The organism is Aeromonas sp. S18(2024), assembly GCF_041402525.1.
Classification (GTDB): domain Bacteria; phylum Pseudomonadota; class Gammaproteobacteria; order Enterobacterales; family Aeromonadaceae; genus Aeromonas; species Aeromonas enteropelogenes.
In genome coordinates this window covers 1-21,366 of record NZ_JBGLQV010000019.1, presented here as the reverse complement: position 1 = coordinate 21,366, position 21,366 = coordinate 1, and the positions used below count along the sequence as shown (strand labels likewise).

19 protein-coding genes and 2 tRNA genes are annotated in these 21,366 nt (G+C 58.3%); 12 read left to right on the top strand and 9 right to left on the bottom strand.

Annotated elements, in window-relative coordinates:
- Positions 1 to 12: 12 nt before the first annotated feature.
- On the bottom strand, positions 13 to 492 hold the full coding sequence (locus ACB034_RS20655; RefSeq protein WP_371173640.1) for an FxsA family protein: 480 nt from the start codon (positions 490 to 492) through the stop codon (positions 13 to 15).
- Between the two features lie 439 nt (positions 493 to 931).
- Between ACB034_RS20655 and aspA the strand changes: the two genes are divergently transcribed.
- Positions 932 to 2,374 carry an aspartate ammonia-lyase gene (aspA, locus tag ACB034_RS20650; protein WP_026457450.1) on the top strand — a complete coding sequence of 481 codons (1,443 nt, stop codon included), beginning with the start codon at positions 932 to 934 and terminating at the stop codon, positions 2,372 to 2,374.
- Positions 2,375 to 2,497: 123 nt separating this feature from the next.
- Positions 2,498 to 3,817: an anaerobic C4-dicarboxylate transporter gene (locus ACB034_RS20645; RefSeq protein WP_042026579.1), complete on the top strand. Its 1,320-nt coding sequence runs from the start codon at positions 2,498 to 2,500 to the stop codon at positions 3,815 to 3,817.
- Between the two features lie 220 nt (positions 3,818 to 4,037).
- Here the strand turns inward: ACB034_RS20645 and tsaD are convergent, their stop codons facing one another.
- The gene (gene tsaD, locus ACB034_RS20640) at positions 4,038 to 5,051 is read right to left on the bottom strand and encodes a tRNA (adenosine(37)-N6)-threonylcarbamoyltransferase complex transferase subunit TsaD (RefSeq protein ID WP_042026580.1); all 1,014 of its coding nucleotides are present in this window, start codon (positions 5,049 to 5,051) and stop codon (positions 4,038 to 4,040) included.
- Positions 5,052 to 5,230: 179 nt separating this feature from the next.
- Between tsaD and rpsU the strand changes: the two genes are divergently transcribed.
- The 5 genes from rpsU to ACB034_RS20615 all read left to right on the top strand — a co-directional run bounded on the left by rpsU (position 5,231) and on the right by ACB034_RS20615 (position 10,121).
- Positions 5,231 to 5,446: a 30S ribosomal protein S21 gene (gene rpsU / locus ACB034_RS20635; RefSeq protein ID WP_005309452.1), complete on the top strand. Its 216-nt coding sequence runs from the start codon at positions 5,231 to 5,233 to the stop codon at positions 5,444 to 5,446.
- A 15-nt stretch (positions 5,447 to 5,461) separates the two neighbouring features.
- On the top strand, positions 5,462 to 5,905 hold the full coding sequence (locus ACB034_RS20630) for a GatB/YqeY domain-containing protein (RefSeq protein WP_042026581.1): 444 nt from the start codon (positions 5,462 to 5,464) through the stop codon (positions 5,903 to 5,905).
- 87 nt (positions 5,906 to 5,992) lie between these two features.
- Complete coding sequence (gene dnaG / locus ACB034_RS20625; RefSeq protein WP_042026582.1) at positions 5,993 to 7,777, top strand: DNA primase; 1,785 nt, start codon at positions 5,993 to 5,995, stop codon at positions 7,775 to 7,777.
- Positions 7,778 to 7,990: 213 nt separating this feature from the next.
- Positions 7,991 to 9,853, top strand: a complete 1,863-nt coding sequence (gene rpoD, locus ACB034_RS20620; protein WP_082037513.1) for an RNA polymerase sigma factor RpoD — start codon at positions 7,991 to 7,993, stop codon at positions 9,851 to 9,853.
- A gap of 191 nt (positions 9,854 to 10,044) precedes the next feature.
- Positions 10,045 to 10,121: transfer RNA gene (locus ACB034_RS20615), tRNA-Ile, on the top strand.
- Between the two features lie 148 nt (positions 10,122 to 10,269).
- Here the strand turns inward: ACB034_RS20615 and ACB034_RS20610 are convergent.
- The 4 genes from ACB034_RS20610 to ACB034_RS20595 form a co-directional block, all read right to left on the bottom strand.
- The gene (locus ACB034_RS20610; protein WP_371173639.1) at positions 10,270 to 10,818 is read right to left on the bottom strand and encodes a cytochrome b/b6 domain-containing protein; all 549 of its coding nucleotides are present in this window, start codon (positions 10,816 to 10,818) and stop codon (positions 10,270 to 10,272) included.
- The gene (locus ACB034_RS20605; protein ID WP_223379920.1) at positions 10,799 to 11,173 is read right to left on the bottom strand and encodes a cytochrome b562; all 375 of its coding nucleotides are present in this window, start codon (positions 11,171 to 11,173) and stop codon (positions 10,799 to 10,801) included. Before ACB034_RS20605 ends, ACB034_RS20610 begins: the two co-directional genes overlap by 20 nt.
- A 301-nt stretch (positions 11,174 to 11,474) precedes the next feature.
- Positions 11,475 to 11,951 carry an Lrp/AsnC family transcriptional regulator gene (locus tag ACB034_RS20600; RefSeq protein ID WP_005304871.1) on the bottom strand — a complete coding sequence of 159 codons (477 nt, stop codon included), beginning with the start codon at positions 11,949 to 11,951 and terminating at the stop codon, positions 11,475 to 11,477.
- Positions 11,952 to 12,258: 307 nt separating this feature from the next.
- A complete protein-coding gene (locus ACB034_RS20595) occupies positions 12,259 to 12,882 on the bottom strand; it encodes a metalloregulator ArsR/SmtB family transcription factor (RefSeq protein WP_342017757.1) in 624 nt (207 codons plus the stop codon).
- A 200-nt stretch (positions 12,883 to 13,082) separates the two neighbouring features.
- Here ACB034_RS20595 and ACB034_RS20590 point away from each other — a divergent pair, with 200 nt between their 5' ends.
- Positions 13,083 to 14,336, top strand: a complete 1,254-nt coding sequence (locus ACB034_RS20590) for an MFS transporter (RefSeq protein ID WP_371173638.1) — start codon at positions 13,083 to 13,085, stop codon at positions 14,334 to 14,336.
- 208 nt (positions 14,337 to 14,544) lie between these two features.
- Complete coding sequence (locus tag ACB034_RS20585) at positions 14,545 to 15,363, top strand: Cof-type HAD-IIB family hydrolase (RefSeq protein ID WP_371173637.1); 819 nt, start codon at positions 14,545 to 14,547, stop codon at positions 15,361 to 15,363.
- A 31-nt stretch (positions 15,364 to 15,394) separates the two neighbouring features.
- On the opposite strand, the gene ACB034_RS20580 is transcribed toward ACB034_RS20585, so the two are convergent.
- On the bottom strand, positions 15,395 to 15,958 hold the full coding sequence (locus tag ACB034_RS20580) for a DUF2799 domain-containing protein (RefSeq protein WP_042026588.1): 564 nt from the start codon (positions 15,956 to 15,958) through the stop codon (positions 15,395 to 15,397).
- Between the two features lie 206 nt (positions 15,959 to 16,164).
- Here ACB034_RS20580 and ACB034_RS20575 point away from each other — a divergent pair, with 206 nt between their 5' ends.
- Both ACB034_RS20575 and ACB034_RS20570 read left to right on the top strand, forming a co-directional pair.
- Positions 16,165 to 17,004: an isopenicillin N synthase family dioxygenase gene (locus ACB034_RS20575; RefSeq protein ID WP_371173636.1), complete on the top strand. Its 840-nt coding sequence runs from the start codon at positions 16,165 to 16,167 to the stop codon at positions 17,002 to 17,004.
- A gap of 238 nt (positions 17,005 to 17,242) precedes the next feature.
- Positions 17,243 to 18,556, top strand: a complete 1,314-nt coding sequence (locus ACB034_RS20570; RefSeq protein WP_225633362.1) for a sodium-dependent transporter — start codon at positions 17,243 to 17,245, stop codon at positions 18,554 to 18,556.
- Positions 18,557 to 18,559: 3 nt separating this feature from the next.
- On the opposite strand, the gene ACB034_RS20565 is transcribed toward ACB034_RS20570, so the two are convergent.
- Positions 18,560 to 19,279, bottom strand: a complete 720-nt coding sequence (locus ACB034_RS20565) for a substrate-binding periplasmic protein (protein ID WP_371173635.1) — start codon at positions 19,277 to 19,279, stop codon at positions 18,560 to 18,562.
- Positions 19,280 to 19,689: 410 nt separating this feature from the next.
- On the opposite strand from ACB034_RS20565, the gene ACB034_RS20560 reads away from it, so the two are divergent.
- The gene (locus ACB034_RS20560; protein WP_225633364.1) at positions 19,690 to 21,003 is read left to right on the top strand and encodes a sodium-dependent transporter; all 1,314 of its coding nucleotides are present in this window, start codon (positions 19,690 to 19,692) and stop codon (positions 21,001 to 21,003) included.
- A gap of 252 nt (positions 21,004 to 21,255) precedes the next feature.
- Here the strand turns inward: ACB034_RS20560 and ACB034_RS20555 are convergent.
- A tRNA-Val gene (locus ACB034_RS20555) sits at positions 21,256 to 21,331 on the bottom strand.
- Positions 21,332 to 21,366: the final 35 nt, after the last annotated feature.

Genomic DNA, 21,366 nt, shown 5'->3' with positions numbered 1-21,366 from the left:
CTGCTGCGAGACTTACTCCTTGCGCTCGAATTCACCTTCGATGGTGGTGCCACCGCGATGATTCTGTCCCGGCTGTTCATCAGAAGAGGGGGCCTGACCGAATAGCGGTTGCGAACCCTGGAACCCACCCATCTGCATCCGGAACTGGTTGCTGCCGATCAGTTTGTCAGCCAGCTTGTTGCGCAGCCAGGGTTGTAGCAGCAGGATGCCGAAAAAGTCGGTGACAAACCCGGGGATGATCAGCAACAGACCGGCCAGCGCCAGCATCATGCCGCCCATCACCTCGCGCCCCGGCATTTCGCCTTGCTGCATCTTTTGCTGGGCGCTGAACAGGGTCTTGAGCCCTTCGCTACGCACCAGGGAAGAGCCCAATACTGCCGTCAGTATGAGCAAGCCGACGGTTGGCAACGCACCAATGACGGCGCCAACCTCGATCATCACGGTGAGTTCCAGTACCACCAGCCCCACCAACAACAGAAACAACTTGCCCATATCAACTCCACGCTCGGTAAATTGGGAGAAAGCCGCTCCGCACGGCGGAGCAATGCCTGATTGCTGTCGGCATTGTCGCAACTTTCTACCCGGAATAAATGGGGCCAGTTCAGGCTTTTTCAAGTCTCGCCATTGAGCCCCAAATCACCTACGTCATAAAAAATCAGCGATTCTGTCTTTAAATTGATAAAAATCAGCGCGATAGATGTGCCACAACAGATGTGTACTTTCATCAACGCAATTTGAAAATGTCTAAAGATTAGTGATCCATCTCTAATAATTGATACCTCAATTGGAGTAGTATGTTCTTCAGTAATTCGGGAGGTTATCCTCCCCACCGCCCCACTCGATGTGTGGTGCTTCAGGATGAGCTGTGCGCAAGGAACTCGCGACCACTCGGTGAGGTTTTTTCCATTTATCTGATTTCTGAGGCATTACAATGAGCGACATCAAGAACGTCCGCATTGAAGAAGACCTGCTGGGCACCAAAGAAGTTTCCAACGACATGTACTACGGCGTACACACCCTGCGCGCCGTCGAGAACTTCAAGATCAGCTCTCAGAAGATATCTGACGTTCCGGAATTCGTACGCGGCATGGTGCTGACCAAGAAAGCGGCCGCCATGGCAAACGGCGAGCTGGGTACCATCCGTCCTGAAATTGCAGACAAGATCGTGGAAGCCTGTGACCTGATGCTGAACACCGGCAAATGCTTCGACCAGTTCCCGGTCGATGTTTATCAGGGTGGTGCGGGTACCTCCGTCAACATGAACACCAACGAAGTCCTGGCCAACATCGCCCTCGAACTGATGGGTCTGGAGAAAGGCCGCTACGACGTCATCAACCCCAACGATCACGTCAACAAGTGCCAGTCCACCAACGATGCCTACCCGACCGGTTTCCGCGTCGCCGTGGTCAACAGCACCGACGTGACCCTGCATGCCCTGGAGCACCTGATCGCCGCCTTCGATGCCAAGGCTGAAGAGTTCAAGAAAGTCCTGAAGATGGGTCGTACCCAGCTGCAAGACGCCGTGCCCATGACCCTGGGTCAGGAGTTCCACGCCTTCGCCGTCACTCTGCGCGAAGAGATTAAATCCATCAAACGCTGCCAGGAACTGCTGCTGGAAGTGAACCTGGGCGCCACCGCCATCGGTACCGGTCTGAACACTCCGCCCGAGTACTCCAAGCTGGCCATTCAGCGTCTGGCCGAGATCACCGGTCGTGCCTACGTACCGGCAGAAGATCTGATCGAGGCCACCTCCGACTGCGGCGCCTACGTCATGCTGCACGGCGCCATCAAGCGTCTGGCCATGAAGCTGTCCAAGATCTGTAATGACCTGCGTCTGCTCTCCTCCGGCCCGCGTACTGCACTGAAAGAGATCAACCTGCCGGAAATGCAGGCTGGTTCCTCCATCATGCCGGCCAAGGTCAACCCGGTTATCCCGGAAGTGGTCAACCAATCCTGCTTCAAGGTATTCGGTAACGACATCACCATCACCTTCGCCGCCGAAGCCGGTCAGCTGCAGCTGAACGTCATGGAGCCGGTGATCGGTCAGGCGATGTTCGAATCCCTGAGCCTGATGGAAAAAGCCTGTATCTCCCTGCGCGAGAAGTGCGTGGAAGGTATCACTGCCAACCCGGAAATCTGCATGAACCACGTGCTGAACTCCATCGGTATCGTGACTTACCTGAACCCCTTCATCGGCCACCACGAAGGCGACATCGTCGGCAAGATCTGTGCCCAGACCGGCAAGAACGTACGCGAAGTCGTACTGGAGCGTGGTCTGCTGAGCGCCGAGCAGTTGGATGAAATCCTCTCCATCGAGAACCTGATGAACCCGCAATACAAGGCCAAGCGTTTCACCCGCGAAACCACCGTATAAGCGAGCATGGGCCGGGATCTTCCCGGCCCATTTAAAGTCAGTTCCCGATCGGCCTCACCCAGTCCCATCGGGAATTGGCTTTTGCCAAAGAAAAACCAAAAAACTAAAAATGGAGTTATCGCTATGATTGGAATCGAGTTACTTGTCGTACTCGCCGCTATCTATCTGGGGGCCCGGATAGGCAGCATCGGCATCGGCTTCGCCGGTGGTCTGGGTGTACTGGTCCTGACCTGGGGTCTGGGTGTACAGATCCCGAGCGATCAGCTGGTATCCTACATCCCCTGGGACGTGATCATGATCATCGCGTCCGTCATCTGTGCCATTGCCTGTATGCAGTTGGCCGGTGGGATGGACTACCTGGTACACCTGGCTGAAAAAGCACTGCGCAAAAACCCCAAATACATCACCTTCGCCGCCCCTGTGGTCACCTACCTGATGACCATGCTGGCCGGTACCGGTCACACCGCGTTTTCCACCCTGCCGGTGATCGCCGAAGTGGCCAAGGAGCAAGGCATCCGCCCCTCCCGTCCGCTCTCCATCGCGGTCGTTGCCTCCCAGATCGCCATCACAGCCTCGCCAATCTCCGCGGCCGTGGTTGCCTTCTCCGGCATGCTGGAGCCGCTTGGCGTTGACTATCTGACTCTGCTGGCCATCTGTATCCCGTCCACCTTCATCGCCTGTATCCTGGGTGCCTTCGTCGCCAATATGCTGGGCAAGCCGCTGGATCAGGACGAAGTCTATCTGGAGCGCAAGGCCAAGGGCCTCATCAAGCTGCGTGGCGCTACCCAGCTTGAAATCAAGCCTTATGCCAAACTGTCCGTCTGGATCTTCATCGCCGCCATCGTCGCCGTCATGGCTTACGCCACTGCCATCTCCGGCAAAGTGGGCCTGATCACCAACCCGCCGATCCCCCGCGACGGCGCCATCATGGGCATCATGCTGGCCGCAGCCACCATCATGACTCTGGTGTGCAAACTGGACGTGACCCAGGTGACCAACATGCCGACCTTCAAGTCCGGTATGTCCGCCTGTATCTGCGTACTGGGTGTGGCCTGGCTGGGTAACGTCTTCGTGAAAGGCAATATGGACACCATCCAGCTCATCGCTGGTGACCTGCTGAACCAGTACTCCTGGCTGCTGGCCGTGGTGCTGTTCTTCGCCGCCATGCTGCTCTATTCACAGGGTGCCACCACCAAGGCCCTGATGCCGGCCGCCCTGGCCCTGGGCGTCAGCCCGCTGACTGCTATCGCCTCTTTCGCGGCCGTAAGCGCCCTGTTTGTACTGCCAACCTACCCGACCCTGCTGGCTGCGGTCGAGATGGACGATACCGGCTCCACCCGCATCGGCAAAGCCGTGTTCAACCACCCCTTCTTCATCCCGGGTGTGGCCACCATCGCCATCGCCGTGGCGCTGGGCTTCTTCTTCGGCGGCATCATGATCTAATTCGGTTGCTTGCCACCAACAAAAATCCCCGCCAATTGGCGGGGATTTTTTTATCCATATCACGCTCAAACCAAGCCTGCGCCGGATGATTCGGCAAGACTATCTCGCACACAGCCTCATCGTCTGCCTATCCAGGCCTCTGACAGAGGTTCTGCTGCATCGAAAGGGTAAAGCGCTTGTACACCATTACCGACCCTTTCGATATGCCGGATCCTGCGGATCAGACCGGATCCAGAGTATCCAGCGGCCAGCGTGGCACAGCCTTGACCACCAGAGGCTCGAACACACCGGCCTTCAGACGCTGCATACCGGCGTAAGCAATCATGGCGCCATTGTCGGTACAGTATTCGGTACGCGGATAGAAGACTTCGCCCTTAAGGCTCTCCATCAGCTCGGCAAGCTGGGCCCGCAGGTGACGATTGGCACTGACACCACCGGCCACCACGAGGCGATTGAGACCGGTCTCCTGCAAGGCGCGACGACACTTGATGGCCAAGGTATCAACTACGGCATCTTCAAAGGCTCTGGCGATATCGGCACGAGTCTGCTCGTCATCCCCATTGGCAGCAATGGTGTTGGCGGCAAAGGTCTTGAGACCGGAGAAACTCATGTCGAGTCCGGGGCGATCGGTCATGGGACGCGGGAAATGGAAGCGCCCCTTGGTCCCCTTCTCAGCAAGACGGGAGAGCAACGGGCCGCCCGGATAATCCAGCCCCATCAGCTTGGCGGTCTTGTCAAACGCCTCGCCTGCCGCATCGTCTATGGATTCACCGAGCAGCTGGTAGCTGCCGATGCCATCGACCCGCACCAGCATGGAGTGGCCGCCGGAGACCAAGAGCGCCACAAAGGGGAACTCGGGGGCACGCTCTTCCAGCATGGGAGCCAGCAGGTGGCCTTCCATGTGGTGCACGGCGATGGCCGGCTTGTTCCACGCCATGGCCAGCGAACGGCCAATGGTGGCCCCGACCAGAATGGCGCCGACCAGACCCGGGCCCGCTGTGTAGGCGATGCCGTCGATGTCATCTTGACCCAGTCCCGCCTCTTGCAATGCGGCCTGGATCAAGGGGATCGTCTTGCGAACATGATCCCGGCTGGCCAACTCGGGGACGACGCCACCGTAGTCCGCATGCAGCTTGACCTGGCTGTATAACTGGTGGGAAAGGATCCCTTTTTGATCGTCGAAGATCGCGATCCCGGTTTCGTCACAGGATGTCTCTATGCCCAATACACGCATTGCTAAAAAATTTCACTGCTAAAATGAGACGGCTATGGTAACCTTCGCGGGTTTTTTAAACCAGAGCGATCTCTGCGGGTTTACTTTCATTCCCTGTCCAGAGTATAATTTCGCACCATTTTAAGAGATGCTGATCGATTGAAGGTCAGCTAACAATTTATCACTGAGGTGAAAGGCACATGCCAGTAATCAAAGTCCGTGAAAATGAGCCGTTTGACGTTGCTCTGCGTCGCTTCAAGCGTTCTTGCGAAAAAGCCGGTATCCTGTCCGAAGTTCGTAGCCGTGAGTTCTACGAGAAGCCGACTACCATTCGTAAGCGTGCCAAAGCGTCTGCTGTTAAGCGTCACGCCAAGAAGCTGTCTCGCGAAAACGCACGTCGTATCCGCCTGTACTAATCAGGGGACTGTGCCGTGTCTCTGAAGGACCAACTCAAGGATCAGCAAAAACTCGCCATGCTTGCCAAAGACAAGCAACGGCTGGGTGCTATCCGTTTGTTGATGGCAGAAATCAAGCAGCGTGAAGTTGATACTCGTGTCGAACTCACTGATGAAGATATCCTCGCCGTCGTGACCAAAATGGTCAAACAGCGCCGTGATGCCATCAGCCAGTTTGAAGCTGCCGGTCGCCAGGATCTCGCCGACAAAGAGTCCGCAGAGATCGTTGTGCTGCAGGAATTCCTGCCACAACAACTGACCGCAGATGAAATCTCCGCCCTGATCGAGCAAGCCATCGCGCAAAGCGGTGCTGCCGTCATGGCCGACATGGGCAAGGTCATGGCTGTTTTGAAGCCTAACATTCAGGGACGCGCCGATATTGGCGCCGTCAGTGCTCAGGTGAAAACCCGCTTGGCGTAACAGGCAACTCTCTTGTTTGGTCGAAGAAGCCGTGCTTCCCTGGGAATGCGCGGCTTTTTTATTTTTCCGCAATGAAACAGGACGGTTATGGCAGGCAGGATCCCTCAATCCTTTATCGATGATCTGCTCGTACGCACAGACATTGTCGAGCTGATTGACTCCCGTGTGCGGCTGAAAAAAGCCGGTAAGAACTACCAGGCTTGCTGCCCTTTTCATAACGAAAAAAGCCCCTCGTTTACCGTCAGCCAGGAGAAACAGTTCTACCACTGTTTCGGCTGTGGCGCCCACGGCAATGCCATCGGCTTTGTCATGGAGTATGACGGCCTTGAATTCCCCGATGCCATCGAAGAGTTGGCCAGCCTGCATGGCATGCAGGTCCCGCGTGAGCAGAGCGCCGGAGGCGCGAGCAGCAACCAGCCAGCAGTCAGCAAGGATCTCTTCGAGCTGATGAACCAGATCGCCCGCTTTTACGAGAGCAACCTGAAAAGTGCTCCCCAGGCAGTGGAGTACCTGAAAGGGCGTGGTCTGACTGGCGAAGTGGTCAAGCGCTTCAATATAGGCTATGCCCCGGGTGACTGGGATCAGGTGCGTCGCCGCTTTGGAGCCAGCCGGGATCACGAGCAACTGCTCATCTCCGGTGGCATGCTGATCCCGCGCGATAGCGGCCCCGGCAGCTATGATCGCTTCCGCGATCGCATCATGTTCCCGATCCGTGACAAGCGGGGTCGGGTCATCGGCTTCGGTGGCCGGGTACTGGGTGATGGTACGCCCAAATACCTCAACTCGCCGGAAACCCCCATCTTCCACAAAGGACGGGAGCTATTCGGTCTCTATGAGGTGAAACAGGCGCACAAGGATCCTCGCCGGATCCTTGTGGTGGAAGGCTATATGGATGTGGTGGCCTTGGGCCAGTACGACATCGACTATGCGGTGGCCGCCCTGGGCACGGCAACGACCAGCGACCATATCCACACCCTGTTTCGCACTACCGCCGAAGTGGTCTGCTGCTACGACGGTGACAATGCAGGACGAGAAGCCGCCTGGCGAGCACTGGATAACGCCCTCCCCCATCTGCAGGATGGCCGCGAGCTCAAGTTCGTGTTTCTGCCGGACGGCGAGGATCCCGATTCCCTGGTGCGTCAGATCGGCAAAGAAGGGTTCGAGGCTCTGCTCGACCAAGCACAACCCTTTGCCGACTTCATGTTCGAGCGTCTCGGGCGCGATGCCGCACTCTCGGGTGAAGCAGGCAAGTTCGAAGTGGCCAACAAGGCCGCCGAGCTGATCCGCCGAGTGCCGGAAGGATTTACCCGCGAGGGATTGATCACTCGCCTCTCCAGCATGATGCGCTGGGGGGAAAACAAACAGCGCATCGCCGAACTGTTTGCCCGTAACAGCCAGCCCAAGGCCGAGGTTAACAAGCCCAAGGCTGCCAAGCTGACACCGCTGCGCCGGGCGCTGGCCCTGATGGTGCAGTATCCAGCGATCACTGCCGAGCTGCCAGCCATGCCGGAGCTGGCCGGATTGCGCTTACAGGGCATCAAATTCCTGCTGCAACTGCACCAGCAGATCCTGACCCAACCGGGGATCACCACGGGCATTCTGCTGGAACACTGGCGCGGCACCAAGGAAGGGGAAATCCTGGCGCAACTGGCGATGCACGATCTGTTTGAAGGGATCGAACGTGAAGCTCAGGATGTGCTGATGGAGTTAGAGGATACCTTTGTCCGCTTCATCAACCAGTTTCTGAAACAGCGAATCGACGAATTGCAGGCCAAGGGGGCTCAGGAAGGACTAAGCTCTGAGGAAACCAAAGAGCTATGGATGCTGATCAAAGAAGGGCAAATTGAGAAAAGAAATGAGAGCGGGGCTTGATATTTGAGTGATTAGTCCCAATATGGATAACGTTGCCCGAATCGACGGGATAAAAAGCAAAAAATTTATAACCGCCTGGCCCCGACAATACTGCGGGCAGGGGTTTCTCATGACCGACGCCGCAACCAGACATAGCATGTCTGGCGGTTTTCTATTAGAATTGGCTATTTGCGCAGCAGCGCACTGTAAGCGCAACCTAGCAACACCAACCGGATGAGTTCTATGGAGCAAACCCCGCAGTCTCAGCTTAAACTCCTCGTTGCCAAAGGTAAAGAACAGGGCTACCTGACTTATGCCGAGGTGAACGATCACCTCCCGCAAGACATCGTCGATTCAGACCAGATCGAAGACATCATCCAGATGATCAACGATATGGGCATTCAAGTCGTTGAAAACGCTCCGGATGCCGATGACCTTATCATGGCTGAAGGTGGTACCGCCGATGAGGACGCTGCCGAAGCAGCGGCCCAGGCTCTGGCATCTGTTGAATCCGAGATCGGCCGTACGACCGATCCTGTCCGCATGTACATGCGGGAAATGGGTACCGTCGAACTGTTGACCCGTGAAGGCGAAATCGACATCGCCAAGCGGATCGAAGATGGTATCAACCAGGTACAAAGCTCCGTGGCCGAGTACCCGGAAGCAATAACCTATCTGCTCGAACAGTACGATAAGTATGAAGCCGAGCAGCTGCGCCTCTCCGACATCATCTCCGGCTTTATCGATCCCAACGAAGCGGAAGATATGGCACCGACCGCCACTCATATCGGCTCCGAACTCGGCGAAGACGATCTCGCCGACGAAGATGAAGAAGATGAGGACGAGGACGAAGACGGCGACAGCTCGGACGATGACGGTGACGGTGGCCCGGATCCGGAAGTCGCTCGCGAGAAATTTGCCGAACTGCGTGCTCAATATGAAGTGACTCGTCTCTCCATTCAGAAGAATGGCCGCGCGCACGACGATACCCAGGCAGCCATCGCCCTGCTGGCCGATGTGTTCCGCCAATTCCGCCTGATGCCCAAGCAGTTCGATCGCCTGGTCAACAATATGCGCGAGATGATGGAGCGCGTACGTGTGCAGGAACGCATCATCATGAAACTCTGCGTTGAACAGGCCAAGATGCCGAAGAAAACCTTCGTCGCGGCCTTCACCAACAACGAGTGCGAGACTGCCTGGTTTGAATACCAGAAGCAAGCTGGCAAGGCTTGGTCCCCCCGTCTGGTCGAGATGGACGAAGATGTCCAGCGTGCCATCGGCAAGCTGCAGCAGATCGAGGAAGAAACCGGTCTGTCGATCGCCCAGATCAAGGACATCAACCGTCGCATGAGCATCGGTGAGGCCAAGGCCCGCCGCGCCAAGAAAGAGATGGTCGAAGCCAACTTGCGTCTGGTTATCTCCATCGCCAAGAAATACACCAACCGTGGCCTGCAGTTCCTGGATCTGATCCAGGAGGGCAACATCGGTTTGATGAAGGCGGTAGACAAGTTTGAATACCGTCGTGGCTACAAGTTCTCGACCTATGCCACCTGGTGGATCCGTCAGGCCATTACCCGCTCCATCGCGGATCAGGCCCGTACCATCCGTATCCCGGTGCACATGATCGAGACCATCAACAAGCTCAACCGAATCTCTCGCCAGATGTTGCAGGAGATGGGTCGTGAACCGAACCCGGAAGAGCTGGCCATGCGCATGGGCATGCCGGAAGACAAGATTCGCAAGGTACTGAAAATCGCCAAAGAGCCCATCTCCATGGAGACGCCCATCGGTGATGATGAAGATTCCCACTTGGGCGACTTCATTGAAGATACCACCCTGGCGCTGCCGGCCGATGCCGCGACCAGCGAAAGCCTGCGCAACGCGACCCGCGAAGTGCTGGCCGGTCTGACCGCCCGCGAGGCCAAGGTACTGCGCATGCGCTTCGGTATCGACATGAACACTGACCACACCCTCGAGGAAGTGGGCAAGCAGTTCGACGTTACCCGTGAGCGTATCCGTCAGATCGAAGCCAAAGCTCTGCGCAAACTGCGTCACCCGAGCCGCTCCGAAGTGCTGCGCAGCTTCCTGGACGAATAGTCCAAAGGCATGTGCCCTTTATTGCTGTATCAAAAGCCCCGCCATGCGGGGCTTTGTTTTATCTGGCGCCAGCCCGAAAGATATAACCCCTTTCATCGTCACAGCAGGATAATTAGTCGCCAAGTGGTTGATCTGCCTATGGACTGCCCTTTGTACTTCCCCTATAATCCACGCCGCTAAACGCACAATTTGGCCCCTTAGCTCAGTTGGTCAGAGCAGTCGACTCATAATCGATTGGTCGTGGGTTCAAGTCCCCCAGGGGCCACCAAATTGAAAAAGGCCGCTCATCAGGAGCGGCCTTTTTGCATTCAGCCCAGACCATGAAACGCTGCGCACCAGATACAAAAAGACCCGCCGTGGGCGGGTCTTGGGCTGGCAACAGGATGCAAGGCTTCACACTGAAATAGAATTCTGGTTTATGCGTTTTCGCTCTGTCCGGATGGTAGGCGATCCCGCCCAGGCAACATCCGTCTGACCAGATTGCTGCGTTGACGCCATGAGGTGAACAGGATAGCCAGCAGATGCAGGGCTATCAGCCCTTGCAGCGCCCAGGTACACCACTCGTGCCAATCATCGGCTCCCAGCTCGAAACCCGTCTCGGTATTCTGAAACCAGCCCGTTCCTGCTGTCGCCAACACCAGCAGCCAGAAAGCCCACACCGCCAGCTTGCCGGTACCGTGATGACCAGGCGCTGGAGGCTGACGCTCACGCATCTCTGCCGCTTGCTGGCGAAAGTCCGCGCTGCTGGGGAGCAAGGCATCCAGACGGGCATATCCCCTGGCCCATGTCACTCCCCATAACAACCGCAAGGCGACGAGGGCAATGGCGCCATAACCAAGCCACTCGTGCCACTCCTCTCCCGCCTCATTAAACCAGAGGTTGCCGATGCAGATCGCCGCCAACCCCCAATGAGTCAGGCGGACCACCCCATCCCAGCGAAAAGGCTCACCCTTTTTGCTTGGCATATTTGTGGTACTCCTTCTTCAGGTCGTTGACCTTGGCCAGATGCTCACGCGCCTTGCTCTCATCACCAGCCTTGAGCGCAACCAGGCTGGCATCCAGCTCGGCTTGCACCTCGCTCATGCCTTCGAGGAACTTCTCTTTCTTGGCAGCAGGCATGTTCTTCTGCTTGGCCACATCCAGCTGGGCCTTCATCTCGTTGATGTACTTCTCCATGGTGGCGGGATCTTCCGCCTTGACGGCCTGCTTGTAATTGAAGCCGATCTTCTTCATGGGCTGTTCCAGATCACCGGCCATGGCAGGCAGGGTCATCAAGCCAAACATCAGGGGCAACAGCAGGGGGCGTACAGTTTTCAACATGGTATTTCCTTATCAGATGACATTGCGGCTTCTTGTTCGCACTCGATAAGTGCAGTCAATTGAATATGATGCCACGAACAAGGGGGAATTGTATGGGGAAAGTTCGACCAATTGTGACCAGATGTGTCAGATATGCTGACTGCATGTAGCCAATCGATACATTTCATCATCTTGGAAGGACACGGGAAAGAGGAAGGGCAAATGCACCATGCGGGCTATCAGCCGCCACAAGACGATTCGCATGAGGGAGATATGGCCGGGTGAAGGTGTCACCTCTTCCACCCGGCGCAAAGTAAGGAGCCTAACCCAGATGGTTGAGCGGCAGCGCCGTTTTGTGCTTGATCCGGCGCAGCACGAAGCTGGAACGCACTCCGGTCACCCCCGGAATATGGGTCAGCTTGTCCAGCAGGAAGTGCTGGTAGTGCTCCATATCACGCACCACTACCTTGAGCTGATAGTCGGCATCGTTGCCTGTGATGAGGTCACACTCGAGCACCTCTGGCAGCTCACTGATGGCACGGTCAAAATTCTCGAACCGCTCCGGCGTATGCCTGTCCATGGAGATGTGAATGTAGGCAGTGAGGGTCAGACCCAGTTGGCGGGCGTTGAGCAGAGTAACGTGGGTGTCGATGAGGCCGGCATCTTCCAGTGCCTTGACCCGGCGGGAGCAGGGGGAAGGCGAGAGCCCAACCAGTTCGGCCAGTTCCAGATTGCTGATGCGGCCGTTCTCCTGCATCAGCTCAAGAATATGTCTGTCTATGCGATCAAGTTTCAGCATTCACCCATCCTCGTTGCAATGACTAATCCACTTTTTCTAGATTAAGGGTGAACTATTGCAAAAACAACCGAAATAACTGCTCACTTTGCAACCACTCACCGGCCCGGGAGGGATACCATGGTTACATCTTCCGGTGGTAAAGCAGATGCCCAACCAGGTCTCTGCGGTGAAGGACCTTACCGGGTCAAGAGCCCCATCAGCCGTCCGACCTTATCGGGAACAGACGGGCTGGAACGAGAGCATCCCCTCCCCGAAGGCAACAAAGCAGGCATCCCGGCGCCTGCTTTGTTGTTTCTGGCTTCCTGCATCAAGGCCCTACTGGGCGGATCCGGTAGAGACAGCGGTGATCCCCGTCCAGCAGGTATTGCTCCCGTTCGACCCCGGCCGGCGCCAGCAGCTGGCGAAACATCTCCAATTCACTGCGACAAAATCCCCGACAGGCCCGGGCGGCAGCGCAGATGGGGCAGTGGCTCTCCCACAACAGCCAGCTGCCATCCTCCTCCTGACGTATATCCGCCATATAGCCTTCACGTGTGCGAAGAGCCTTTAATGCACTCAACTTGTCGGCCAGCCCGGCCTGGTTCAGATACGCCTGATAGCGAGCCAGCTGTTGCTGCTCCCGCTGCAGGATCAGCCGCTCCATGCCGACCTCGCCAAACAGCTGCTGGATGTTGTCGATAAGCTGCAGGGTCAGATCGCTGTGGGTATCGGGGAAGCGTTGCCAGGCCTGTTCGGTCAGGTGCCACAGCCGCACCGGACGGCCGCGACCACGAGCCTCGTCGCTAAACCCCACCCAGCCTTCGGCCTCCAGCGTCATCAGATGCTGACGGGCGCCCATGGATGTCATCTGCAACTGCTCTCCCAGTGCGGCGGCACTCTGGGGACCATGGGATTTGAGCAGGAACAGGATCTTGTCGGTACTGGCATTCATTGAGTGACTCTCGCTATCGACACTGGGTTATCGACAAGTACGCTCCGGGGTGCTATGGCTCCTTGATCAGGAGCTTGCCGGTGCAGGTGTCCATGGGCTCATTATGGGAAGTGTGACTTTTTAAATCAACTATTCACTTTACTTAATATTACTTCTCACCCAACATAAATAAACCAATAACTTTATTTAATGAGGCTGACATGGAAGCGCGCGAAGGACAGGCAACTCTCTGGGTATTGGTGATGACGGTGACACTGGCGGTAGCGGGTTTCAGCCTGCCGTCACCCGTACTGGCACCGCTGCTGCTGGATCCGGCGCAGGGCATGTTGACGCCGGATACTTCAGACTGGAGCCGCAAGGTGTGGCTCGGCGTCATCATGGGGCTCTATCCGCTGTTTCAGTTGGTAGGCTCCCCCTGGCTGGGTAAACAGTCGGATCGCCACGGCCGCAAGCCGGTGTTGATACTCTGCCTGATCGGCGTGCTGGCGGGGTATGCCCTGATGGCGCTGGGGATCGCCTGGCGTTCTTTGCCACTGCTGTTGCTGAGCCGGATTGTGGAAGGCTTCTTCAACGGCAATATCGCCATCGTCCAGGCAATGGCGGCGGACATGAGCACCACCAAGACCAAGGCGCGCAGCTTCGCCTGGATCAACATCGGCATGAATCTGGGCTGGGTGCTGGGCCCCATGATAGGCGGCTACGCCGCCGTGATTTCGGGGGATTACAGCCTGGCCGCCTGGCTGGCGGTAGCCATGACCGCCATCAACCTGTTGCTGGCGTACTGGCTGCTCCCCAACCAGGCACCGGCGGCCACTCGCCAGCAGGCGCCCTCCCTCTCTTCCCGTGAGCTGCTGTTGCAACCCGCTCTGCTGCCCTACTTCGTGCTGACCCTGCTCAGCTATGGCGCCGTGCAGCTCTATTTCACCTACTTCAACGTCTGGTTGGTGGAGCGGCTGGCCTGGGATCCGGTGCAGCTGGCACAGGCCGCCGTACTGGTGAGCGTGCCCATGATGCTGGGCTCCTGGCTGGGTTCCCGCCTCGCCCGCCATTGGCGTGGCAGCAGTCTGGGGATTGTCGGCCACCTGGTGATGGCGGCAGGCATGCTGATGTTCGTGCTGCCGACCCACTGGTGGGGACTGGCGCTGACCTTTATCCCCGCCGGCATCGGCATGAGCCTCGGAGAGCTGGCGACCTCGGTAGCCATCTCCAACCGCAGCCATGCCGAACAACAGGGGCAGGCGATGGGCATTTACCGCGGCCTGGCGGTAGGCAGCGAGATACTGGCGGTCGTGGTTGGCAGTCTGGTGCTGCTGGCAGGCACCGAATGGCCCTTCTATCTGGCCGCCCTCTGCGGTGTGCTATGCACCGCCGGTTTCTATGGCCTGCGCAGACGGGCCGATCGGCGACAACCAGTGGCAGCTGCCCCGAAACGGCTTGAAGTGCAGGCGGAGTGAGGAAGTAAAGAGTCTGCACTGCCGCCAGATCACAGATTGCCGTCCGGCTCCCTGTCAGGACTTGCATCCGCACGTCGGGTTTGGGAGGGTAGAAGCCTTGTCCCGTGTCGGATGCCGGTTCCGGAATGAACCAATAACCGACACGGACAACCCCATTCGCCGCGAGATGGTATGGTACCTCGCTCGGACCGACATTGCTGGAGAGGATATGAGTAATTTTCAGGCCATTGCTCTTGATATGGATGGCACCCTGCTGACTCGGGATCACAAGATCTCGTCTGCGACCCGGGCGGCTCTTGATCAGGCTCGTACCCGGGGCATCAAGGTGCTGCTGGTGACGGGGCGCCACTTCATGACGGCGCGCCCCTTCCATCACGAACTCGCTCTCGATACCCCCATCATCTGCAGCAACGGCGCCTACCTATACGATCCGGAGCAGGATCGGATCCTGGATGGTGATCCCCTGGCGATCGCCCCCCTTGACCAGTTACTGGGACAGATTGAGGCCCAGGCGATGGGGGCCCTGTTTCACTTAAGCGAAGGCATTGGCTTTCTTGGCTGCGAGGAGCACGTTACCCGGATCCGCCACTGGTCAGCCCGGCAACCGGAACATCTCAAGGTCTCTCTGTTACCGGCAGAAAATCCGGCAAGCTGGCTGGCGCAGCCAATTTGGAAGCTGGAGCTGTTCAACCAGGATCCGGCTCGCCTGCATGCCTTCATGAGCGATGTGGTGGATGCCATGCCCTTTACCCGTGACTGGGCCGCCCCCTACGCGGTAGAGCTGGTGCAACCGGGTTGCAGCAAGGGCAACCGGCTGGCCCAGTGGGCCGAGAGTGAGGGGATCGCGATGGAAAACGTGGTGGCCTTCGGCGACAACAACAACGATCTCAGCATGTTCGAGCAAGTTGGGCTGGCGGTTGCCATGGGCAATGCGGCGTCACAGATCCAGACGGCAGCGGATCGGGTCACCGCCGATCACAACGAGGACGGTATCGCCCTGGCGCTGCAGCGCTGGGTACTCTCCTGACCAGGTGCTGGGCCGGTCCTGCCGGACCGGTTCAGCCTCCGAAGGAGAACTGGATCACCCGATCCGGAAAGCGCAGCCGATCATATTCGCGGCGCAGGGATTCGTAATGACGAATGGCGCGATAGCGCTTGTCACGGTAGTACTGCCGCTGTTGGGTATCCTTTTCGCTGCGGATGCTGCGCTCAAGCTGATCGATCTCCCGCTCGCTGCGGGCCAGCTCGTTGCGAATTTCGCTCAGGCGGGTTTCCAGCTGATATTCCTGATAACCGCGCTGATACTGTTGCAGGAAGCTGGCATCGTTGGGACATACCCCCTGATAGGCGATGCCAGACTTGCCCTTGCTATAGGCGAGTTCCGGAATGCAGTAGAGCTCCAGCCCCTTGTTGTAACCCCGCAGCCACTCCCCCTCATCCACCCTGAGGCCATATTCGCCACAGGTGGCGACATAGTCCCGCGCCTGCTGACGGCTCTTGCCCTGCTCTCCATCCTGATACCCCAGGTTGTACCAGCTCATGGAACGGCACTCCTCTTCCGACAGCGAGCTGCAACCGGCGAGCAGCAAGGGCAGGGTCAACAACAGGATCTTGGGGGACATGAGAGGGCTCCGGAAAAGACAGTGGCTGGCATTCTAGTGAGGATGTCGGGTCGGGACAAGGGATGGAGGCGGGTTCTGACGGATACCTTTTTTTGACTTTTTTGTCACTATTTACGGTTTGCCTGAACCGGGCTCGCGGCCCGCTTTCCTTGGCGCATCGTGCGGGGTACACTGCGCCATCTATTAACTGGCGCGTAACAAAAACAATGAAAGTCCTGACCGTCGATTACCGCTCGCCCGATGCGGCGCAGCGCTTTACCGAATCCCTGCGAACCACCGGCTTCGGGGTACTGACCAACCACCCCATCCCCAAGGAGCTGGTGCAGTCCATCTATGACAACTGGTATCGCTTCTTCATGAGCGAGCAGAAACAGGATTTTCTGTTCAATCGCGAGACCCAGGACGGCTATTTCCCGCCGTCGGTCTCCGAGGTGGCCAAGGGCCACAGCCAGAAAGACATCAAGGAGTACTTCCACATCTACCCCTGGGGTCAGATGCCGGCAGAGCTCAAGGATCAGGCGATGGAGTATTATGCCCTCGCCAACAACCTGGCCGCCGAGCTGTTGGGCTGGGTCGAGCAGTACACCCCGAGCGACATTGCCACCCACTACAGCTGCCCGCTCTCCTCGATGATCGAAGAGAGCCAGAAGACCCTGCTGCGGGTGCTGCACTATCCGCCGTTCGACGGCACCGAGGAGCCGGGCGCCATCCGCGCCGCCGCCCACGAGGACATCAACCTGCTGACCATACTGCCCGCTGCCAACGAGCCTGGCCTGCAGGTGAAGGGTTCCGACGGCGAGTGGATGGACGTGCCGTGCGATTTTGGCACCCTCATCATCAACATTGGTGACATGCTGCAGGAGGCCTCCCGTGGCTATTACCCCTCCACCACCCACCGCGTCATCAACCCGACCGGCGGCAGTGCCAGCAAGTCGCGCATCTCCTTGCCGCTGTTCCTCCATCCGCGGCCGGACGTAGTGCTCTCCGAGCGTCATACCGCCCACAGCTACCTGATGGAGCGGCTGCGGGAGCTGGGGGTGATCTGACCCGACGCGACACGCCAACCAGACCTCAAACCGGAGCAAAAACGCTCCGGTTTTTTATTTTTTGGCATGATTGTATACAAAAATATGATTTATTGGTTAATCATGCCAAAAACTCTGTCTTCATCCCCATAAGCGTCGTTGTGATTGCCCGCCTCCCTCCGTAATCTGAGTGCCGTTCCAGCCCCATTTTCAGACCCTGGTTTCTAGCCCCACCAAGGGGCGCTCGATTGGAGTTCTTATGAAGCAGTCCCAATGGTCATCCCGCCTCGGGTATATCCTGGCCGCCGCCGGCTCCGCAGTGGGGATCGGCGCTATCTGGAAGTTCCCCTATGTGACGGCCACCAATGGCGGGGGCGCCTTCCTGCTGGTGTTCCTGCTGTTCAGCTTCACCCTGGGGGTCATAGTGCTGATGGGGGAGACGCTGCTCGGCAGCATGAGCCGGCGCGGGGTGGTGGGCGCCTTCTCCGAACTGCTCGGCAAGCGCTGGCGCTGGGTCGGCGTCATGGGCATTCTCTGCACCCTGCTCATCTTCAGCTTCTATAGCGTGGTGGGAGGCTGGACCCTGGGCTACACCGGCATGGCCATCTCGGGTCAGCTCAACCAGGGGGATGCTGCCGCCCTCACCGCCCGCTTCAATGACTACGTTAGCGATGGCACCTGGCCCATCCTCACCCACCTGCTGTTTGCCGCCCTCACCTGGATCGTGGTGCAAGGGGGGATCCAGCGCGGGGTGGAGCGCACCCTGCGCTGGATGATGCCGGCCCTGTTCCTGATGATCCTGATGCTGGTGGCATTTGGCCTGACCCTGCCTAATGCCATGGCGGGTGTACGCCACTTTCTGATGCCCGATTTCAGCAAGCTGGGGATGTCCGGTGTGCTGGATGCCATGGGGTTGGCCTTCTTCTCCCTCTCCATCGGCCTTGGCATTCACACCACCTATGGCGCCTATCTGCCCTCCAGCGAAGGGGTCGGGCGCTCCAGCCTCTGGGTCGTGCTGCTGGCCAGCATGATCGCCGTACTGGCCGGCTTGATGATCTTCCCCGTGCTGGCCGCGACCGGCATCGATCCGGCGGCAGGGCCCGGCCTCACCTTCATGACCATGCCGGCTGTGTTCCAGCTGCTGCCATTCGGCCAGGGGCTGGCGGTCATCTTCTTCGGCCTGCTGGTGTTTGCCGCCCTCTCCTCTGCCATCTCCCTGCTGGAGCACCTGCAGTGTTTCCTGTGCGAGAGCTGGGGCTGGTCTCGTCGCAAGGCCTGCAGCGCCATCACGGCGGTCATCATGCTCAACGGCATTCCGGTCAGCCTGTCGTTCGGCCCCCTGCAAGATGCCACCCTGTTTGGCAAAACCATCTTTGAGCTGCTGGATTTCATCACCTCCAACCTGATGATGCCGCTGTTCGGCCTGATGGTGACCCTGTTGCTGGGCTGGAAGCTGGGACGCAAGGCACTGCCGCAGGGGCTGGCAGCCCACTGGCATCACCTGCTGATGAATGGTTGGCGCTGGCTGGCACCGCTGCTGATCGGCGGGATCCTGGTGCGAGGACTGGTCTGATCCTCAGCGCTTGTGGTCAGGGAGCCTGCCTTCGCGATGGGCGGCCCTGACCTTGTCGAGGGCCGCCTGCCAACGAGTAATCACGGCATCATCCTGTGACTTGCCAAAGGCGAGATACAACCAAGAGTCGTGCAATATGACCCCGCTGTTAGTGACACTCTTGGCAGACAGGCCCAGCCACTCCAGCGCGGCATCGAGCACCATCTCCCCTACCGGCAGGGCGTCTATCTTGCCAAGCAGCAGGCGCTGCAAGGCTTCATCTACGGTCTGATAACGAACCAGATTGGTATAGCCCTCCCGGGTCAACCGCTCGTCATCGGCATTGCCCAGCACCACCCCGACTCTGGGCAGATGACGCAATTGGTCCAGCCGGGTCAGCGTTTGCCGGATGCCGGGAGGCTGGTAAATCACGACCCGATTGAGAAAAAGCGGCCCGACCCATTTGTAATGGGGAGCCCGCTCCGGCGTCCATTGGGTCACAAACAGTGCATAGCCCGGCTCCAGCCTGGTCAGTGCCAACCCACGTTTGAAGGGATAGACCCGGATAGGTTGATGCTCGCCCAGTTCTTGCTGAACCTCTTCCACCAGTCGCACGGCCAGCCCATCCAGCTTGCCCTCATGGAGATACGTAAAGGGAGGGAGCTCATGGCTGAGCAGCGTCAGGGCTGGCTGGGCCGAGAGACTCAGGCTGAGGAACAACCAGGGGATGAAGATCCATTTCATATGCAATCCTGCCTTTGCTGCTGCGATGCCGGCTTACGGCCACGCACGCCATAGGAAACGAGGGTGATTATCCCCCAGCCATCAAGGACAAGGTAGCGAAGAGGCTGCCCGATGATCGCCCTGTGGGAAAATGGCGAGATAGCCACATATAAAAATTTTTTATTTTATGTGTCAATTTTTCTTTCCATAGTTTAGGCTGTCGACTCGGTTTATTGCTCGGGTCATCTCTTCATGTCTGCCATCCAAGTGCTGTTTGGTCGATTTTTTAGCTCGCAAGAGAGGTGACCTTGCACGCACAGCTTGTCTGAAAGTTCATTGCAAAGGTCGCCTCGGGCGGCCTTTTTTGTTGTTGCCCATATTGTTGTTTGCCCAAGGAGTATCGATTCGATGTTGCATTACCCGGAGGTTGCATGAGTCAGGTTCAGTGGTCTTCCCGTCTTGGTCATGTGCTGGCAGCCGCCGGCACGGCGATCGGCCTTGGCGCGATCTGGAAGTTTCCCTATGTGACGGCCACCAATGGCGGGGGCGCCTTCCTGCTGGTGTTTCTGCTGTTCAGCTTCACCCTGGGGGTGGCGGTGCAGGTCGGCGAAACCCTGCTCGGCAGCCATAGTCAGCGAGGGGTGCTCGGCGCCTTCCGCAAACTGGTGGGTCCGAACTGGCGCTGGATGGGGTACATGGGGATCCTGTGTGGCTTCTTCATCTACAGCTTCTACAGCGTGGTCGGCGGCTGGACCGTCGGCTATGCGGCACTGGCCGTGAGTGGTCAGCTCAACCTGAGCGAGGGAAGCGCCCTCACCGCCCTGTTCAACGGCTATGTCAGCAATCCCTGGTGGCCTGTGCTGACCCATCTGGTATTTGCCGGGCTGACCTGGTGGTTCGTGCAGGGCGGGATCCAGAAGGGGGTGGAGCGGGCCCTGCGCTGGATGATGCCGGCCCTGTTCGTCATGATGCTGCTGCTGGTCTGTGTGGGTCTCTCCATGCCTGGCTCCATGGCTGGGGTGCGCCAGCTGCTGCTGCCGGATTTCACCATGCTGACCGGCCAGAGCGTACTGGATGCGCTGGGACTGGCCTTCTTCTCCCTTTCTATTGGTCTGGGGGTACACACCACCTATGGCGCCTACCTGCCCAATAGCGAGGGGGTGGTGCGCTCAGGCGTCTGGGTGGTAACTCTGGCGAGCTTCATCTCGGTGCTGGCGGGCCTGATGATCTTCCCGGCGTTGGCATCGACCGGCATCGATCCGGCAGCAGGCCCGGGGCTGACCTTTATGACCATGCCTGCGGTATTCAACCATCTGCCGTTCGGTCAGGGACTGGGGATAGTCTTCTTCCTGCTGCTGCTGGTCGCTGCCCTCTCCTCCTCCATCTCCATGCTGGAGCATCTGGTGCGCTTCACCACCGAAGAGTGGGGCTGGTCACGCCGTGGGGCTTGCCGGGTGCTGACCCTGCTCATCATGGCCTCGGGCATCCCGGTCAGCCTGTCGTTCGGCCCCTGGAGCGATCTGACTCTGTTTGGCAAGACCATCTTCGAACTGCTCGACTACCTCACCTCCAATCTGATGATGCCGCTGTTTGGCCTGGTACTGACCCTGCTGCTGGGCTGGCGGCTGGGAGAACGCATCCTGCCGGTCGGGTTGTCGCCCGCATTGCGGCTCGCCCTGCTCTGGTGCTGGCGCATCGTGGCCCCCCTGTTGATCGCCGGGATCCTGATCCGCGGCATCCTGTAAGCCCATGCCAGAGGGCTGGCCCTGGCCTGCCCTTTTTTCTTGTCCGGAATCCTGGATGAACCTTGGTAAAGCAAGCGAATATAGCCGCAGGCCATCATGATGACGACGGGTAGTGGCAGTAAGGCGAAGAAGAGAGAGGCTGCAATGCGGCAGAAGAACAGCCGGCACGCCGAACGACAGGCAAAAAAAATCCCCACCTGAGTGGGGATTTTTTCTGAAACATTGCTACAGATTTCAGTGTTCTTGCAAAGATGGTGGTCGTTACTGGGCTCGAACCAGTGACCCCCTCCTTGTAAGGGAGGTGCTCTCCCAGCTGAGCTAAACGACCTGGGATATTGCTAAATGATGGTGGGTCGTGCTGGA

Coding starts and splice junctions, on each gene's coding strand:
- ACB034_RS20655 (WP_371173640.1), bottom strand. CDS start 492: ATGGGCAAGTTGTTTCTGTTGTTGGTGGGGCTGGTGGTACTGGAACTC.
- aspA (WP_026457450.1), top strand. CDS start 932: ATGAGCGACATCAAGAACGTCCGCATTGAAGAAGACCTGCTGGGCACC.
- ACB034_RS20645 (WP_042026579.1), top strand. CDS start 2,498: ATGATTGGAATCGAGTTACTTGTCGTACTCGCCGCTATCTATCTGGGG.
- tsaD (WP_042026580.1), bottom strand. CDS start 5,051: ATGCGTGTATTGGGCATAGAGACATCCTGTGACGAAACCGGGATCGCG.
- rpsU (WP_005309452.1), top strand. CDS start 5,231: ATGCCAGTAATCAAAGTCCGTGAAAATGAGCCGTTTGACGTTGCTCTG.
- dnaG (WP_042026582.1), top strand. CDS start 5,993: ATGGCAGGCAGGATCCCTCAATCCTTTATCGATGATCTGCTCGTACGC.
- rpoD (WP_082037513.1), top strand. CDS start 7,991: ATGAGTTCTATGGAGCAAACCCCGCAGTCTCAGCTTAAACTCCTCGTT.
- ACB034_RS20610 (WP_371173639.1), bottom strand. CDS start 10,818: ATGCCAAGCAAAAAGGGTGAGCCTTTTCGCTGGGATGGGGTGGTCCGC.
- ACB034_RS20605 (WP_223379920.1), bottom strand. CDS start 11,173: ATGTTGAAAACTGTACGCCCCCTGCTGTTGCCCCTGATGTTTGGCTTG.
- ACB034_RS20600 (WP_005304871.1), bottom strand. CDS start 11,951: ATGCTGAAACTTGATCGCATAGACAGACATATTCTTGAGCTGATGCAG.
- ACB034_RS20595 (WP_342017757.1), bottom strand. CDS start 12,882: ATGAATGCCAGTACCGACAAGATCCTGTTCCTGCTCAAATCCCATGGT.
- ACB034_RS20590 (WP_371173638.1), top strand. CDS start 13,083: ATGGAAGCGCGCGAAGGACAGGCAACTCTCTGGGTATTGGTGATGACG.
- ACB034_RS20585 (WP_371173637.1), top strand. CDS start 14,545: ATGAGTAATTTTCAGGCCATTGCTCTTGATATGGATGGCACCCTGCTG.
- ACB034_RS20580 (WP_042026588.1), bottom strand. CDS start 15,958: ATGTCCCCCAAGATCCTGTTGTTGACCCTGCCCTTGCTGCTCGCCGGT.
- ACB034_RS20575 (WP_371173636.1), top strand. CDS start 16,165: ATGAAAGTCCTGACCGTCGATTACCGCTCGCCCGATGCGGCGCAGCGC.
- ACB034_RS20570 (WP_225633362.1), top strand. CDS start 17,243: ATGAAGCAGTCCCAATGGTCATCCCGCCTCGGGTATATCCTGGCCGCC.
- ACB034_RS20565 (WP_371173635.1), bottom strand. CDS start 19,279: ATGAAATGGATCTTCATCCCCTGGTTGTTCCTCAGCCTGAGTCTCTCG.
- ACB034_RS20560 (WP_225633364.1), top strand. CDS start 19,690: ATGAGTCAGGTTCAGTGGTCTTCCCGTCTTGGTCATGTGCTGGCAGCC.